This window comes from Arthrobacter sp. B0316-1-20, from assembly GCF_059091865.1.
Map to the genome: position 1 here is coordinate 115,754 of NZ_JBNHHC010000005.1, position 15,459 is coordinate 131,212.

The following is a 15,459-nucleotide window of genomic DNA, read 5'->3' on the forward strand; positions in this document are numbered from 1 at the left end:
CGAGGACGCGGCGACGGAATCCGGCTTCGGCTGGGACTGTCTGAAAGCGCGCAGCGAGGGGTAGGAATCCAGTACCACGCGATGCGGCAGGCGTTGCTGTTGGCGGGGAATCCCCGCGGCGGGCAGCGCACCGGCGTTGCGTGAACGTGGACCTAAACCAGAGACCAGCGGGCCGGCCTTGGCCCTGCCTTGGACGGGAGGAGCGATATGACCACCGATTCCGATACTGCCCGGGACATTGTCTCGCTGGAGGTGTACGACCCCAGGGACGGCAGCCTGGTGGGAGCGCTGGAGGAAGCAACCCCCGACGAGGTGCGCGCCGCCGTCGCCTCCGCCAAAGCAGCCCAACCCGGCTGGGCCGGCACCGATGCTGCCGCCCGCGGTGAACTGCTGGAAGCCGCCGCCGCAGCATTGCAGGAACACGCCGCGGAACTTGCCGAGCTGAACGCGCGCGAAACCGGCCGGCCCGAACACGAAGCCCTGGAGGGCGTCATGGCCGGGGCGGGAACGCTGCGGCAGTACGCGCAGTTGGGTCCGGTGCACCGCGGCCGCAGCCTGCGCGGCGGTCAACTGGCCGTCGACTACACCGTCAGCGAACCGCGTGGCGTGGCAGTGGTGCTGACGCCGTGGAACGATCCGGTGGCGGTGGCCGCCGGGCTGCTGGGCGCGGCGCTGGCGACCGGCAACACGGTGCTGCACAAACCCAGCGAACGCTGCCCGCATCTGGGCGAACTGCTGGGCCGGATTTTCTCCGACGTGCTGCCCGCGAAGGTCATGACCACACTGAACGGCGGACCGGCAGTGGGTGCCGCGCTGGCCAGCAACCCGGACGTAGACGTCATCGCGCACGTGGGCTCCAGCCTCACCGGCGCCAGGATTGCCCGGGCCGCAGCCCTCACCGGTGCCCATGTCATCCGGGAGAACGGCGGCAATGATCCGCTGGTGGTGGACGACGGCGTAGACCCCGTGTGGGCGGCCGAACAGGCAGCCATAGGTGCGTTCACCAACAGCGGGCAGATCTGCACCTCGGTGGAACGCATCTATGCGCACCGCTCCGTCGCCGAGCGGTTCTGTGAAGCGCTCGTCGCCGAGGCCCGCAAGCGCAACACGGAACGCCTGATGGCCCCGCTGGTGGACCGCCGGCTGAGGGACAGCGTCCACGCGCAGGTGGCCGAAGCGCTCGCGCTCGGCGCAACCGCAGCCGAAGGCGGTGCGGTGCCCGAAGGCCCCGGCGCGCACTACCCGGCCACCGTCCTGCTGAACTGCGCGGACCACATGGCCGTGATGCAGGAGGAGACTTTCGGCCCGGTGGCCCCGGTCCAGGTGGTGGACAGCTTCGATGACGGGCTGCGGCTCGCGGCGGAAGGCCGGTACGGCCTGGCCGCGAACGTCCTGACAGCGGACATGGAACATGCCCACCGCGCCGTGGCAGCGCTCCAAGTCGGCACCGTCAAGGTCAACGCGGTTTTCGGCGGCGCGCCCGGTGGTTCCGCCCAGCCCCGCAGGGCCAGCGGCCACGGTTTCGGCTACGGGCCTGAACTGCTGGACGAGTTCAGCGCAGTCAAAGTGGTCCATCTCGGCCTGCCCGGCGGAGCACGGCCATGAGCACCCCCTTGTCGGATGTTTCCGGACTGGCCGGCTGGCTGCCTGCCCGGCTGGCCGAGGCCGCACCGCAGGTCACCGTGGTGGGCGACGTGATGCTGGACGGCTGGTTCAGCGGACGGATCGAACGGTTCTGCCGGGAGGCGCCGGCACCGGTAGTGGACATGGCCAAACGGGAGTATGCCCCGGGCGGCGCCGCCAACACGGCCATGAATCTGGCCGCCCTCGGCGCGCGGGTGCGCATGGTTGGCTTGATTGGACCGGACGACGCCGGACGGCAGTTGCGTACGCTGCTTCAGGAAGCGGGGGTGGACACCTCGGGGCTGGTGGAACACGGAGACGTCCTGACCACCACCAAGTACCGCATCATCGGCGGCGACCAGATCATGCTGCGCCTGGACGAGACCATGGAGCGGGTCCCCGAAGCCGCCCAGGAGCGGCTGGCTGCGGCCGTGCCTACTGCCCTGGCCGGCAGCGACGCCATGGTGGTTTGCGACTACGGCACCGGCGGGTTGGGCGATGCTGTCCGCAGCGTGCTGGCCCGGGACCGCGGCGGCAGACTGCTGGTGGTCGATGCCCACGACCCGTCGCTCTGGTCGGGGATAACACCGGATCTCGTCACGCCCAACGCCGCTGAAGCTGCCGGTCTGCTGGGTGTGACGCTGGACCCGGACACCGACCGGGCTGCCGCAGTGGCCGCCCATGCAGGCAAACTGTTGCAGGCAACCGGGGCGGGGGCCGCCGTCGTCACGCTGGACAAGGACGGCTCCCTCCTGTTAATGCACGACGGCGGAACCCACCGAACGTGGGCAAGCCCGGTTACCGAGAAGCAGGCCTCGGGGGCGGGCGACACCTACGTGGCGTGCCTGACCCTGGCTCGGGCCGCAGGCCTGCCGTTGAGTACCAGCCTGGACTTGGCTCAAGCGGCCGCCGATGTGGTGGTGCACCGGCGAGGCACCTCGGTCTGCAGCACCATGGACCTGGCCGCGCACCTGGGAACCTTCTCAGATGCAGCACTGGACGCGGAAGAGCTTGGACAGGCGGTGGCGGCCGAGCGGGCGGCGGGGCGGCGGATTGTGCTGACGAACGGATGTTTCGACGTGCTGCACCGCGGCCACACCCGCTACCTGACCCAGGCCAAACAGCTGGGCGATGTGCTGGTGGTGGCGTTGAACAGCGACGCGTCCGCGCGCCGGCTGAAGGGGCCCGACCGGCCGATCAACGCGGCAGCGGACCGGGCCGGCATCATCGCTGCGCTCAGCTGCGTGGATTACGTGACCGTCTTCGACACGGACACGCCCATTCCGCTGATCGAAGCCATCCGGCCGGATATCTACGCGAAGGGCGGGGATTATTCGCCGGAGATGCTCGAGGAGACGGCGGTGGTGGAGGCCTGCGGTGGCGAGGTCTGCATCCTGGATTACGTCGCCGACCATTCCACCACGGCTGTGGTCCGGCGCATCCGAGGCTCGGCGCCTTCGGCAGGAACAGGCTCGCCGCAGGCCGCAGGAGCCGATCCGGCATGAGCCGCAGGAGTGCGGGCAGCTGGGCCCTGCCACCCCCGGATCCCTGGCCCGAGCTGGAGGTGCTGGTGCCCAGTTACGGCCGGGAGGCGGAACTGGCCGTGACGCTTTCCGGGCTGGCGGCCCAGGACGGCCCGGCGTTCTCGGTGGTGATCAGCGATCAGTCCGATGGAGCGCCAGCCTGGGAGCATCCGGCTGTCGCTGCGATGACCAGAGTGCTGGAGGCCCAAGGCCGGCCGGTCCGGCTGGAACAGCACCTGCCCCGGCGCGGCCTCGCCGAGCAGCGCGACTTCTTGCTCAGCCTGGCTACCGCCGAACTTGTGCTGTTCTTGGATAACGACGTGTGGCTTGAACCGGGCATGTTGGCGCGGATGACCGCGGCCATCCGGCAGGAAGGCTGCGGGCTTGTTGGAGCGGCCGTGCAAGGCATGTCCTTCCTGGACGATGTTCGCCCGGGGGAGCAGGAACCCTTTGAGCTGTGGGACGGCCCGGTGCTTCCCGAGCGCATCCGCCGCTCCGACGAACGATTCGCCCGCTGGCAGCTGCACAACGCGGCGAACCTGACGCACATCGCCGCGGAGTTGGGGATTCCCGACGGCGGCTGGCGGCTGTACAAGATCGCTTGGGCGGGCGGCTGCGTGCTGTACCGGAGGGACGCCTTGCTGGACTGCGGCGGCTTCGAGTTCTGGCGGGAGCTGCCACCGGGCCACGCCGGCGAGGATGTAGTGGCCCAACTAAAGGTCATGGAACGCTATGGCGGCGCCGGCATCCTGCCCTCCGGCGCCGTGCACCTGGAATCACCGACCACTGTCACCGACCGTTCCACCGAAGCCGCGGACGTGGTCCTGCGCGAATAAGCGGTGACTCCCGGAGTCGCCGCGCCGCTCGTCCAACGCCGCCCGGCCAACGCCGCCCGTCCAACGCAACCCTTCCTCAACAGCCAGATCTCGTCGCCCTCGAGTGCCGCCTCTTTTCGGGATTCCGGGCCTCAGTGCCCTCAAGCGCGGCCAATGATCCGAAAATACCTTGCCTGCATCCCCAAGCACCGGTCCCTGTCCTAGAACGGTGGCGGGTCCTGCTGTTGGCTTGTCGGCGGTGGGTCCTGCTGGGTCGTGAGCGGTTCGACGTGCCGGCGTTGGTCCTCGGGGAGGGCGGCGGCGACGGAGGGCGGGTAGTGCGGTTGGCCGGGAGGGTCGTTGTCTTCGCCGGGACGCTCGGTGTAGGTCCGGGCGGCCGGGGTGGTCACTTCGAACACCCCGGGTGCGGGCTGTGCCATGGTCCAGCCCGCGTTGGTTTTCAGCCGGTGGTGGGTTTCGCAGGGCGGGCCGAGGTTCCCGGCGTCGGTTGCGCCCTGAGCGCCGTCCGCGCGGAAGGCCTGGGTGTGGTCGATCTGGCAGGCCTTGCCGTGTTTGCGGCAGCCGGCGAACGGACACACCTCGTCCCGTTTCCGCACCATCCGGGCCAGGTCCGCCGGCGGCTTGTACCGGGTGCGGCCGTAGGAGAGCCTGGCCCCGGTCTCCGGGTGGGTCAGGACCCGGTAGAACGACGTCGCATCCGCGCACAGCTGCCTCGCCGCGTCCGCGGGGATCGGACCGTACCCGTCCAGCGTCGCCGGTTCCTCGCCGAGTCCCAGCAGCGAGAGCACCGGGACGGTGACAGCGGGTTCGGCGTGGATCCCGGCCGCCGGTCCGGTGTCCATCCCCGCGTGGACGAGCAGGTCGGTGAACACGTCGGCCCGCAGCTGCCCGGTGGACCGGGTTTCGCCGTCCTGGCCGCGCAGATGCCGCGCGGCGCGGGTGAGCCGGTCATCGATCGCGGCGGCCTGCTCGGCCGGCAGGTACGCGGTCAGCCACGCCATCCCGTCCGGGGCCGGTTCCACGCCCACGTTCCGGCGCTGCTCCGCGGCGCGGCGGCGCCGGGTGATGGTTTCCGGGTGCGTGCGCTCGCGCAGCCGCCGGGCCATGTCCCGCAGCGACCGCAGCGACCTGCCCTTCACCCTGGCCAGCAGGGTTTGTTCAAACCCGGCGGTGGCCGCCTCCGGCAGGGACCGGCCCTGGGTGACAATGACCGCGGCCTGCTCCCGGTCCAGGTCCCCGGCGGCCATCGCGGCCAGGGTGGCGGGGAACAAGCGGTGCAGGTCCGCGGCCTGGTCCATTCTGGCGCGGGCCCGGTCCTCGGGCAGGCCGAGCAGGCAGCCCAGTTCCTCCGCCGCGGAGGTGGCGGCCAGCAGCTGCCGCTGCTTCAAGGTGGTGCAGCCCGGCCCCGGCGGCGGCAGCTGCGCCAGCGCGCTCTGCCCCAGCCGCGCTTCCAGTGCCACCTCCCGGCCGTCCAGCCAGCACCGCACCCGCTGCACCGCGGCCAGATGCTCCACCGTCTCCTGATACCCCAGGCCATCCGTTTCGGAGCCGGTCAGGGTGGCCAGCAGCACCGCCGGCTCCGCGCCCGCCACCAGTGTTTGAAGGCGTTCGGCGTAGTAGTCCGCGTTCGCTTTCGAATCGAACAAACCCTCCGGCAGCCAGCAGCCCTCGGGCAGGTTCGGCAAATCCGCGAACTCCGCCGGCACCGGCCCCACCCCCGGCGGCCGGTCGAAGGCGTCGTCGAGGTCCCGCGGCTCGAAGTCCTGGCGGTAGGCCCGGTTCCCCTGGTCGAGCTCCTCCTCCGGGGCCGGCGGGATCTCCAGCCCCGCGTACGGGTCCGGGCCCGGCTCGAACACCGGCTCCGCCCACCGCTCCGGTGCCGGCACCGGTTCCTTCCGGGCCGGCTTCATCCGCGCCAGAATCGCCGCGATCGCCGCCTCACGCTCCTCCTGCGACGGCAACCGCCGGCCCTGCCCGGAGACCGGTTCCCGCTCCGCGTTCTCCTCCATGACCCCACTCAACCAGCTACCTACGACAATTTGGCGGCAAGAAAGTGAGGGTGGGGATATAAAAGCGTCGGGCCTTGAGGGTGGCAAGATCCGGGGGTGGCAGCAGAAGTGGCGACCGGGAAGATTCGGGGGCGGCAGCGGAAGTTGCGGTCGGCAGATTCAGGATCGCAGTGGAAAGAAGCGCGTGGAAGATCCGGGGCGGCAGCGGAAAGCGGAGCCCAAGGAACCCGAGGGACGGAGAACATTTAGGGAGGCAGTCGCAGCGGTGTGGGGGACCTTCACTGCAGCGCCGGACTCGGGACGGCCTAGTGGCTATTCGTGGTCCTGCCAGCCGTCGCTCTCCGTGTAGCTGGCGACCAAGGTGCCCGCTCCCGGCAGCATTGAGTCGTCGGGATCGTCGAAGAGCCGTGCCTGGTCCGCCTTGCTGTGGGACAGGATGGACTCCGCAGCTTCTTTGGCCTCCGTCAAGGACGCACCGAACACCTCGGTCCGGACGGGCAGGTTATCGGTGCTGATGACGTCGGCATCGGTTTCGCTCAGCGGCACCGTATAGCCGCGCTGCTCTTCGCTGACCGGAAACTCGAAGTTCCCTTCGTCCGGGTCGGCCGGAATGACATACTCCACGTAATAGGACATGGTGGTACTCCCTTCAGCATTGGTCTGCTTCGAGCTCGTCGCGCGGCTAGTTCGTCGAAAGCTATCACCCATCCGGCCGTTGTCCTACAGGATGGCATGGGGCGCGGATGCCTCCAGAGTGAGTTCCTTCCACCCCTATCTGGTAACGCTTATTTGGATGCTGTACTCGGGGCAGGACCCATCGCGGCAGTCGTCCATCGAGCTGCCGGCGACGTGGACGGTCGTCTTACCCGCCGGGGTGTCTGCAGGAATAGTGAACGGCTGGCTAAAGGACCCATCCGGCTTAACTGTCGTTGCGACCGCCCGGCCGACGGGGCCGTGGTCATCGATTACTTGCAGTGAGTAGGTCTTAGAAAGTGAGTAGGTCTTGGAATCCGGGTACCCCAGATCACAGCTTGCAGCCCCTGCAGATACCGTCAGTGTTCCGCCAGCTCGGACCGATTCCTTGTCGATCCTGAGCGCGGCCGGACCGCAGTCGTTGGTACAGGAGGTCAATGCAACGGCCGCAAAGACTGCAGAGACGGCGACGCCGGGAAAGCTGTGCCTCCAGAAAATTTCCCAACACCTCCGGATCGCACGCTGCGCCTGAACTCTAGTCTTCAACGGGTGCGGCGTCGGTGGTCATGGCGGTGGGGCAGCGGTGATTTCGACGTCGGTGCTGCCGCCTTCCGTGACGAGGAATGCTGCGCTGGTTCCGGTGAAGTTCGCTCCAACCCCTCCGGGGTCGGTGCAGTAGGTGGCGAGGTTGTTTTGGCCCGCAGGCAGTTCCAGCACCGTGGTGCCGCTTTCGTTTGCCTCAAAGGGCAACGCCACGCCGCTGCCGGCGATGGAGTTTTCGGCCGCCGACAGGCCGACAGTGGAGCCACCAATGAGCTTGCAGACGTAGGCGCCGTGGCCGCGCTGGCCGAGGGTGCCGCCGGCACCGGCAACGATCCGGGCCTTGGCCGCGCCAATGGGCCGGCTCCCTGGGGAGGAGTTGCCGGAGAAAGGCCCGCCCGGCGTCGAGGCGCTTCCGGATGAAGCCGTTTCTGGCGTCAAATCGCTCCCGGCGGACGTTGCGTCAGGCGTCGAGGTGCTGTCGGTCAATTCCCGTTCGGCCGGGGGCGGCACTGTTGCCTCGTCCACGCCCGCGGAGCAGCCGGTCAAGGCAGCGAGCAGGACGGCAGCGGTCAGCAGCGGCAGGGCCCGTTCCATAAAGCGATCCTGTCCGGACCACCTTGGATTTCCCTTGCATCATTAGGCGAGCACCGCCGTCGTCGTTAGACTGACAACTGCGTAAGGGAGTATCCCCCTGCGCTGCAGCCGTCAACACGTAGGGCACCGACGCCCGGCCGGCTGCAGCGACCGGCAGTGCCGGAGGAGAGACTTGCGGCCTATACCGCTACCCGCTTACGAAAGGGAAACATGAGCGTTTCTCCCCTGATCTGGGGCATCACGATCGTTGTCATCCTCGCGTTGCTCGCGTTCGACTACTTCTTCCACATCCGCAAGGCGCATGTGCCGTCGCTGAGGGAAGCCGCCATCTGGTCCGCCCTGTATGTGGGCATTGCCATCGTCTTTGGCATTCTGGTTCTGATCTTCGGCGGCGTGGAGATGGGCTCCGAGTACTTCGCCGGCTACATCACGGAAAAGGCGCTCTCGGTTGACAACCTGTTCGTCTTCCTCATCATCATCGCCAGCTTCGCCGTGCCGCGCGAAGACCAGCAGAAGGTGCTGCTGTTCGGGATCGTCTTCTCGCTGATCGCGCGTACCGGGTTCATTTTCCTCGGCGCGGCGCTGATTAACTCCTTCGCGTGGGTGTTCTACCTCTTCGGCCTGATTCTGATCGTGACGGCCGGCAACCTGCTCAAGCCCAGCCACGGCGGCGATGAAGCGGACAACTTCATCATCCGGACGGCCAAGCGCTTCTTCCACACCACCGACTACTACGACGGCGACAAGCTGTTCACCATCCAGAACGGCAAGCGTGCCCTGACCCCGATGCTGCTGGTCATGGTGGCCATCGGCGGCACGGACATCCTGTTCGCGCTGGACTCCATTCCCGCGATCTTCGGCCTGACGCAGAACGTTTACATCGTCTTTACCGCCACGGCGTTCTCGCTGATGGGCCTGCGCCAGCTGTACTTCCTGATCGACGGCCTGCTGGACCGGTTGATCTACCTGTCCTACGGGCTGGCAGCGATCCTGGCCTTCATCGGCGTGAAGCTGATCCTGCACGCACTGCACGAGAACAACCTGCCGTTCGTCAATGACGGCAACCCGGTGCCGGTCGTCGAGATCTCGACCGGACTCTCGCTTACCGTGATTGTCGGCATCCTGGTGGTCACCGTTGTCGCCTCGCTGCTGAGCAAGGCCGGCAAGGCGCAGAACGCCATTAATAACGCCCGCCGCCACGCGCTCAACTACATCGACCTCTCCTACACTGCGGACAAGGCAGAGCGCGAACGAATCTACGGACTGCTGGTGGAGGAAGAACGCCAGATCGAGCAAATGGAGCCGAAGTACCGTAACAAGGCCAAGGACGTGGACAAGATCCGCGAACAAGTGGCTGAAGCACACCGCCAGCATGCGGAGTACCAAAGGGGCTAACCGACCAGATCCGGAGGGGCCGGCCAGACCCGGAGGGGCACGACGGCCCCTCCGGATCCGGCCACGGAGGAACCATGGCTGATGAACGCAGGACCGGCGGGCAGTCCGGCAACCCGCTGATGATGGGCCTGATTTTCGGGATCCTGCTTGGCGTGGTGATCTCCTCGGTGACCGGCCAATGGTGGTGGCTTGCCCTTGGCGTGGCCTTGGGCGCCGCCGTCAGCGGGGGCCGGGCCGCGGCCCTGAGGAGGGGCCACGGGCAGGGCCCGGACAGCGAAAATCCGCACCCGGGCAGCCGCTGACCCACGGCGGATACGGGCCTTGTGAACCGATTGGGCGGGGCGGTGCGGGACAAGTTCTGCACCCCCTTCAAGGGCAAAACTTCCGGTGCTACGGTGAGGGCTACTGATCAAGAAAACCCGCATTTCCTATCGCCCGGGAAGGTGATCACGATGGCCGAGCAGGTCAACACGACCCACGCAGCGAACAAGAAGTACGCGGAGCTGTGCAAGAAGCCGGGACCGTGGATTACGGTCTATGTGGATGCCAGTGCCGGGACCGTGGAAGCGCTCCGCGCGGGGGATGTGCTGCCGGAGAGACTGCGTGAATCGCTCGAAAAGCAAGGCGCCGCGAAAGCGGACATACGGGCCGTCATCGACGCCGTGTCCCCGGCCACCGGCATGCCGTCGCCGGTCAGCCGCTACGTGCTGGTGCGCGGCGGCGAGGCGGAAGTCAACGAGGTGCTTCCGGGTGCGTTGTCCGGGCCCGAAGTTGTCGAAGCCGGTCCGATCCCGAACCTTGTGCCGCTGTTGAAGGCGCGCGGCGAGGACTTCCCGTATGTTGTGGCAGAGGTTGGCCGGGACGGCGGTGAAGTCCATCTGCAGTACGCGCGCCGAAACGGCGTGGCGGAAACGAGGATGGTGGAAGGCGACCGGGAGAACCTGACCAAGATCCCCGGCGGCGGGTGGTCGCAGGGCCGCTACCAGCACCGCACGGAGGAAATCTGGCGCAGGAACGCCGATGAGATCGCGGCCGAGATCGATCGCGTGGTGCAGGCCAGCAAGGCGCGGCTGTTGATTATCGCGGGGGACATTCGGGCCCGTGAGCTGGTGGTTGAGCAGCTCTCCGAAGCCAGCCGGGCAATTGAGTCCACCTTCGAATCGCATACCCGAACCGGCGGCGCCGACAAGGAAGCGCTCCGCGCCGAAATCGCCGCCCGGGTGGCGCACGTCTGGACCGAACAACGCAAAGCCATCCTGAACCGGCTGGCCAACCAGACCGGACAGGCCCACCCGGAATGGACCGTGGGTTTGGGCGAGTGTATCCGCGCGCTGCAGCAGGCGCAGGTGGGAACACTGATCATGAACGACAACGCGCTCGCCGATCACCACGTGAACGTGCTGAACGCAGAGCCTTGGATTGCCACCGCCGGCGAGCAACCGGTCAACGGCGAGCTGCTGGCCAAGATCCCTGCACCGGCGGCGCTGGTGCGGGCCGCGGCGCTGACCTACGCCCGGGTAACCATGGTCCCGGAAGGTGCGCTGCCGGGAGGGAAGAACATTGCGGCACTGCTTCGCTGGCCCACCGGTCCGGATGTGCCGCGGGGCTAGCGGGGTCGCAGAGCCGCGGTTGGCCAGCGGCCGACCGCCGGCCAACGCCCGAACGGCCCGCCGCTGGCCAACGCTAGAGTGCGCTGGCCCTGAAGCCACCCAGGGCCAGCGCCACGGGCACCGCGGCCGCGGCCGCACCGGCATGCGGGCGGCAGGCCGGCGGGTAAGGCAGCGGCGGACGGACTTCCAGTGCGGCCTGGCCGCTGAAGAGTTCCGGCAGCCGGTAGTCGAAACCTTCGGCGGCATCGAGCAATCCTGCCGCCAAGTGAGCGGCCTCCTCCTGGAAGCCGGTGCGCAGCAGGCCCATCACAATCCACGCTGTGTCCGGGGTCCAGACCGCTCCCGCGCGGCGGCGGGTGGGCCAGTAGCCCGGGTTCGCTGTGGACAGCGTACGGATGCCGTAGCCGGTGAACAACGCCCGGTCCATCAGTCGCGCGGCCACCGTCCGGGTTTCTTCGGCGTCCAGCAGCCCGGTGCCCAGCAGGTGCCCCATGCCTGATCCGATGCCGTCCACCGGCCGGTCCCGGCCGTCCAGTGCCATCGCCGGGTAAGGTCCGGCGTCGTCCGAACACCAGAACCGATCGCGGAAGTTGGCCGCCAGCCGCGACGCGTAGTCCCGCCACTCGTCACCGGCGTTGGCTGCGCCGAAGTAGTCCAGCAGCACCGAAGCCGCGCGGGCCGCCTCGTAGGCATAGGCCTGCAGGTCCGCCGGTGCAACGGTTCCGGTGGCCGTGCTGCCGTCCAGATAGCGGTAGGCGCCGCGGGTGTCCCCGATGCCCTGGTGGGCGGGCCCTTGCAGGGGCGGGACCGGCATCTTCACGAAGCCGTCGCCGTCGGGATCGGCGTCATCGCGCAGCCAATCCAGCGCAGCGTCCAGCTGGGGCAGCAGGTCGCGGACGGCGTCCTCGGGCATGCCGGACTGCCAGGCGTCGTGCAACAGCACGATCCAGAGCAGCGTGGCATCTGGTGAACCGTAGATCACCGGGGGAAGCTCCCGGACCACTGCATCCACGGCCATCGACAGCCGGCGCTGCCGCACTTCCTGCACCATCAGGCCAGGCTGTTCGCCGGTATCTTCCCGCTCCGCTGTGCCCTGCCACCGGGCCACCACACGCAGCGTCCCCTCCGCGATGGTGGAATCGACCGGCAGCAGCAGCCGGGCGGCCACCAACGACTCCCTGCCGTACAACGTCAGGAACCACGGGGCGCCCGCGGCCAGGAAGACGTCGGCCGGGGTATCCCGCGCGGCCATGCGCAGGCTGTTGAGATCGGTCAGTGAACGGTTCATCAGCCGCTGCAGCCGGGAGTCTCCCGCGACGGACGGCGTGCGCAGCACCGGTGCGGAGGCGGCAGTCAGGGGAGCCCCGGCGTCGTCGTAATCAATACTCCAAACGAGGACGACGACGGTGCCCGGCTTGAGCAGTGCCGTCCATTCCAGCCGGACCAAGCTGCCGTCGAAGCCTGCCTCCGCGCCCTCGGCCGTCAGCACCGCGCGCGTACCCTCACGCCAGCTCCACTGGGCCTCGCCGGGCGCCACCGAACCGGCCTCGCCTGCCGCCCCGGCACGCACCTGTTCCAAGGGGATGGCATCCGCCACCAGATCAACCCGGACATGGAGTTTCAGCTCATCGGTGAGCCCGGAGGTGAAGGTCAACGCTTCGGCCAGCCGGCCGCCTTCCACCGCACGAGAGCGGTTCAGGGTCACCAGCGGGTCTGTTCCCTCCGCTGCCGTCCGGATGAAGGAGAGGAAGTCCGCCCGGCCGGCTGACCGTGACTGGGTGGAGATCCAGTCCGGCTCCTGGCCGTTGACCGTGAGCAGGCAGCGGGCCAAGACCCGGTCGTCCCCGAAGTACACGCCCTGCGCCCCATGCCCCCGGATCTGTCCGTGCGGTTCGCTCCATGCTTGGAGCGGAGCCGCAAACACTCCGGTCAGGTCATGCACGTTCGGCTGGCGGTAGACCATGGACTCATCTTGGCAGTATCGGTTGTCGCGGAACAGTCTTTTTCCCGCAGCCGGTTGGCCGCAACGCTTTAGCGGCCGGTACCTCCGGACCCACCGTCCTGCCCGCCCGGCGACCAGGAGAGATGGATCTCCACGCCGTTCTCTGTCTCCTCAATGACCAAGCACAGATCTTCGCCGTACAGCTCCTCGGGCGCTGCTGCGTCGCTTTCACGCTGCTGAACCAGGTCGCTCAGCGCGGCTGCCATGGCCCGGCCCCAGTCATGGGGATTCTTGCTGTTGGCGGCGGCAGAGGCCGTATAGGTGGCGTTCATCCGGGCACCATACATGGCGTTCATCCGGCACCTCCTGACTGCACGATTAGAACCTGCCGCACGACGCTGTGCCGCAGGTCTCACCAGAGTAGCCAGCGGCCTGACCCCGATCCACCTTTTCCCGTACATTACTTATATGTGACGCCAGTCATACCCCACGCGGCAGGAGGTCTTCATGGTGGGCAGCACGGCCGATCGGGCGGAAGAAATGGACAAGGCCGTCCAGAGGGTACGGGACGAGATCCTGTCCGGCGGACTGGCACCTGGCACCCCGGTGAGCGTGTCCGGACTCGCCAGCCGGTTTGGCACCGAAAACGCCCTGATGCACGACGCCGTCGCAGCCCTCGCCGAAGAAGGCCTGATTGAAGCGACCGGGCATGAACACCGCATCGTCACCCTCGGCCCACACCAGGCTGTCCAGCTCCTGGACGTGATGGGCGTGGTGCTGGTGGCGCTGTTCGAACGAGCGGCCCCGAGGTTGTCGCCCGAGGACACCAGCAGAATGGCCACCTTGGCGGATGATCTGCGGACCGCCCTGCAGCACGAAGACATGCTGGCGTCGCACCGTGCCATCGGCGGCCTGGTGGACATCATCCTTCAAGCAGGCGACCATCAGGAACTGCGGGAAGTGAACACCCATGTGCTCGGCCGTTCCCTGGCCCGGCTGCACCTTTTCCAACATGCGATCGCCTATCCCATCTGGACCGACGGCTGGGACGAGACAGTGCAGTACTTGCAGCGCGGCCAGTCCGAGGCTGCCGTGGAAAGGCTCCGCCGGACGTTCTGGATCCTCGCCGAAGAACTGGCGCCGGAGAGTTCGTAGCCGGCCTGCGGGTCTGCCGGGAGGCGGCCCGGTGAGGGGATAAGGTGAAACCCGGCCGGATTGATCCGGCCGTCCCCGCCCGGCCGTTCGACCCCATGGACCAAGCTTGACCTCGACCGCACAACAGACTGCCGATACCCAACCGCGTTCCGAGGACCGCTCCCGCTCCAACCCCAGTCCGGTACCCCGGAAGCCCGGTCCGTTTGCAGGCCGCTTGACCGTGCTCGCCGGCATTCTCTTGCTCGCGCTGAGCCTCCGGCTGGCCGTCTCCGGCGTCTCGCCGGTGCTGGCAGACATGGCCGCGGATCTGCCGTTCGGTACCGCCTCCACCGGAGTGTTGGGCATGCTGCCCACCGCGGCCTTCGCCGCCGCTGGGTTCGCCGTGCCGGTACTGCTGCGGCGACTCGGGTTGGAAGCCCTGCTGTTGGTGGCAATCCTCATGGCCGCGGTCGGCCAACTCGGCCGGGCGATGGCCTCGGACGTGCCGTCGTTCCTGGTCCTGTCCGGCCTGACCATGGCCGGCTACGGCGTCGGCAACATCCTGCTGCCGCCGCTGGTGAAGCGTTATTTCCCCGATCGGATCGGCCTGGTCACGGCGCTCTACGTGACGCTGCTGGCGGTCAGCACAGCGTTCAGCCCGCTGCTGGCCGTGCCGCTTGAGCAGGCCGCCGGCTGGCGTTTCTCGATCGGGGTCTGGGCAGCCGTGAGCGTGGCGGCCCTTGTGCCGTGGTTGGTGACTGCGTGGACGGAGCATTCCCGGCGCAAAATCTCCCGCCTGGTGCTGCAGCCCTACCGCCCCGGCGGTTTGGACCCGCTTCAGCAAGCGCACCGCGACGGCGCACGGCCGCCGATGGGCCATGCCGCGGCGGCCCCGGCGGGTGTTGGCGGCGCGGGTCCAGCCGGTCCCGCGCCCGGTGCCGCAGCCACCACCACCAGCACGACGGCGGTGCGCGTCTGGCGATCGCCGCTCGCCTGGGGTTTGGCCCTGGTTTTCGCCGGGACCTCGTCCAATACCTTTGCCATGTTCACCTGGCTGCCGCCGTTGCTGGTGGACAGCGGGATGTTGCCGCCGATGGCCGGCACCATGCTGGCCTACTACGCCATCCTGGCCCTGCCGACCAGCCTGCTGGTGCCGCTGATCGCGGCGCGGTTGCGCAATCCGCTGGGCCTGGGCCTGCTCTTCATCGGCTTCTACGCGGCCGGGTACGCCGGCCTGCTGCTCTCGCCGTCGTTCGGTACCTGGCTCTGGATCACCTTGGCCGGCTTGGGGCAGGGCACCTTCGCCCTGGCCCTGCTGTTGGTCAACCTCCGGACCCGAACCACCGCCGGCGCCGGAGCGCTGTCCGGGTTCGCGCAAGGGATCGGCTACACCGTCGCCTGCGCCGGTCCGCTGGCCTTCGGGCTGCTGCGCGACGTCAGCGGCGGCTGGGGTGCTTCCTTCGGTTTGTTGGGCGCCGCCCTGCTTCTCCTGGCGGTCGGCCTGGTCATTGTGGGACGCCCCCGGTATCTGGAGGACTCGGTCCGGAACTGAAGCGG

At 68.2% G+C, this 15,459-nt stretch carries 13 protein-coding genes; 8 read left to right on the forward strand and 5 right to left on the reverse strand.

Going from position 1 to position 15,459, the window contains the following annotated elements:
* The first annotated feature begins 207 nt into the window (after positions 1-207).
* From AC5RW2_RS10065 to AC5RW2_RS10075, 3 genes are read left to right on the forward strand one after another with little or no spacing between them, the layout of a single operon-like run.
* Positions 208-1,605 (forward strand): aldehyde dehydrogenase family protein, encoded by a 1,398-nt coding sequence (locus AC5RW2_RS10065; RefSeq protein WP_493962515.1) that lies wholly within the window; start codon positions 208-210, stop codon positions 1,603-1,605.
* The gene (gene rfaE2, locus AC5RW2_RS10070; protein WP_493962514.1) at positions 1,602-3,128 is read left to right on the forward strand and encodes a D-glycero-beta-D-manno-heptose 1-phosphate adenylyltransferase; all 1,527 of its coding nucleotides are present in this window, start codon (positions 1,602-1,604) and stop codon (positions 3,126-3,128) included. The genes AC5RW2_RS10065 and rfaE2 overlap by 4 nt, the downstream gene beginning before the upstream one ends.
* Complete coding sequence (locus AC5RW2_RS10075; RefSeq protein WP_493962513.1) at positions 3,125-3,982, forward strand: glycosyltransferase family 2 protein; 858 nt, start codon at positions 3,125-3,127, stop codon at positions 3,980-3,982. Before rfaE2 ends, AC5RW2_RS10075 begins: the two co-directional genes overlap by 4 nt.
* Positions 3,983-4,182: 200 nt before the next feature.
* Here the strand turns inward: AC5RW2_RS10075 and AC5RW2_RS10080 are convergent, their stop codons facing one another.
* From AC5RW2_RS10080 to AC5RW2_RS10090, 3 genes are all read right to left on the reverse strand, one after another.
* A complete protein-coding gene (locus AC5RW2_RS10080) occupies positions 4,183-5,991 on the reverse strand; it encodes an HNH endonuclease signature motif containing protein (RefSeq protein ID WP_493951254.1) in 1,809 nt (602 codons plus the stop codon).
* Between the two features lie 312 nt (positions 5,992-6,303).
* Positions 6,304-6,627: a hypothetical protein gene (locus AC5RW2_RS10085; protein ID WP_493951253.1), complete on the reverse strand. Its 324-nt coding sequence runs from the start codon at positions 6,625-6,627 to the stop codon at positions 6,304-6,306.
* Positions 6,628-7,248: 621 nt separating this feature from the next.
* Positions 7,249-7,821 (reverse strand): hypothetical protein, encoded by a 573-nt coding sequence (locus AC5RW2_RS10090; RefSeq protein WP_493951252.1) that lies wholly within the window; start codon positions 7,819-7,821, stop codon positions 7,249-7,251.
* A 210-nt stretch (positions 7,822-8,031) separates the two neighbouring features.
* Here AC5RW2_RS10090 and AC5RW2_RS10095 point away from each other — a divergent pair, with 210 nt between their 5' ends.
* The 3 genes from AC5RW2_RS10095 to AC5RW2_RS10105 all read left to right on the forward strand — a co-directional run bounded on the left by AC5RW2_RS10095 (position 8,032) and on the right by AC5RW2_RS10105 (position 10,826).
* A complete protein-coding gene (locus AC5RW2_RS10095; RefSeq protein ID WP_493962512.1) occupies positions 8,032-9,216 on the forward strand; it encodes a TerC family protein in 1,185 nt (394 codons plus the stop codon).
* 74 nt (positions 9,217-9,290) lie between these two features.
* Complete coding sequence (locus AC5RW2_RS10100; protein ID WP_493962511.1) at positions 9,291-9,518, forward strand: hypothetical protein; 228 nt, start codon at positions 9,291-9,293, stop codon at positions 9,516-9,518.
* A 150-nt stretch (positions 9,519-9,668) separates the two neighbouring features.
* A complete protein-coding gene (locus AC5RW2_RS10105) occupies positions 9,669-10,826 on the forward strand; it encodes a baeRF2 domain-containing protein (RefSeq protein WP_493962510.1) in 1,158 nt (385 codons plus the stop codon).
* Positions 10,827-10,899: 73 nt separating this feature from the next.
* On the opposite strand, the gene AC5RW2_RS10110 is transcribed toward AC5RW2_RS10105, so the two are convergent.
* Positions 10,900-12,789 carry a glycogen debranching N-terminal domain-containing protein gene (locus tag AC5RW2_RS10110; protein ID WP_493962509.1) on the reverse strand — a complete coding sequence of 630 codons (1,890 nt, stop codon included), beginning with the start codon at positions 12,787-12,789 and terminating at the stop codon, positions 10,900-10,902.
* A gap of 68 nt (positions 12,790-12,857) precedes the next feature.
* The gene (locus tag AC5RW2_RS10115) at positions 12,858-13,124 is read right to left on the reverse strand and encodes a hypothetical protein (RefSeq protein ID WP_493951247.1); all 267 of its coding nucleotides are present in this window, start codon (positions 13,122-13,124) and stop codon (positions 12,858-12,860) included.
* Positions 13,125-13,275: 151 nt separating this feature from the next.
* Here AC5RW2_RS10115 and AC5RW2_RS10120 point away from each other — a divergent pair, with 151 nt between their 5' ends.
* On the forward strand, positions 13,276-13,923 hold the full coding sequence (locus AC5RW2_RS10120; RefSeq protein ID WP_493962508.1) for a GntR family transcriptional regulator: 648 nt from the start codon (positions 13,276-13,278) through the stop codon (positions 13,921-13,923).
* Between the two features lie 220 nt (positions 13,924-14,143).
* Positions 14,144-15,454, forward strand: a complete 1,311-nt coding sequence (locus tag AC5RW2_RS10125) for an MFS transporter (RefSeq protein ID WP_494073909.1) — start codon at positions 14,144-14,146, stop codon at positions 15,452-15,454.
* The last annotated feature ends 5 nt before the right edge of the window (positions 15,455-15,459 follow it).

Excerpts from the sequence above, each read along its gene's own strand:
- AC5RW2_RS10120 (WP_493962508.1), top strand. The coding sequence starts at position 13,276 with ATGGTGGGCAGCACGGCCGATCGGGCGGAAGAAATGGACAAGGCCGTC.
- AC5RW2_RS10065 (WP_493962515.1), top strand. The coding sequence starts at position 208 with ATGACCACCGATTCCGATACTGCCCGGGACATTGTCTCGCTGGAGGTG.
- AC5RW2_RS10080 (WP_493951254.1), bottom strand. The coding sequence starts at position 5,991 with ATGGAGGAGAACGCGGAGCGGGAACCGGTCTCCGGGCAGGGCCGGCGG.
- AC5RW2_RS10100 (WP_493962511.1), top strand. The coding sequence starts at position 9,291 with ATGGCTGATGAACGCAGGACCGGCGGGCAGTCCGGCAACCCGCTGATG.
- AC5RW2_RS10085 (WP_493951253.1), bottom strand. The coding sequence starts at position 6,627 with ATGTCCTATTACGTGGAGTATGTCATTCCGGCCGACCCGGACGAAGGG.
- AC5RW2_RS10095 (WP_493962512.1), top strand. The coding sequence starts at position 8,032 with ATGAGCGTTTCTCCCCTGATCTGGGGCATCACGATCGTTGTCATCCTC.
- AC5RW2_RS10105 (WP_493962510.1), top strand. The coding sequence starts at position 9,669 with ATGGCCGAGCAGGTCAACACGACCCACGCAGCGAACAAGAAGTACGCG.
- rfaE2 (WP_493962514.1), top strand. The coding sequence starts at position 1,602 with ATGAGCACCCCCTTGTCGGATGTTTCCGGACTGGCCGGCTGGCTGCCT.
- AC5RW2_RS10110 (WP_493962509.1), bottom strand. The coding sequence starts at position 12,789 with ATGGTCTACCGCCAGCCGAACGTGCATGACCTGACCGGAGTGTTTGCG.
- AC5RW2_RS10090 (WP_493951252.1), bottom strand. The coding sequence starts at position 7,821 with ATGGAACGGGCCCTGCCGCTGCTGACCGCTGCCGTCCTGCTCGCTGCC.
- AC5RW2_RS10115 (WP_493951247.1), bottom strand. The coding sequence starts at position 13,124 with ATGAACGCCATGTATGGTGCCCGGATGAACGCCACCTATACGGCCTCT.
- AC5RW2_RS10075 (WP_493962513.1), top strand. The coding sequence starts at position 3,125 with ATGAGCCGCAGGAGTGCGGGCAGCTGGGCCCTGCCACCCCCGGATCCC.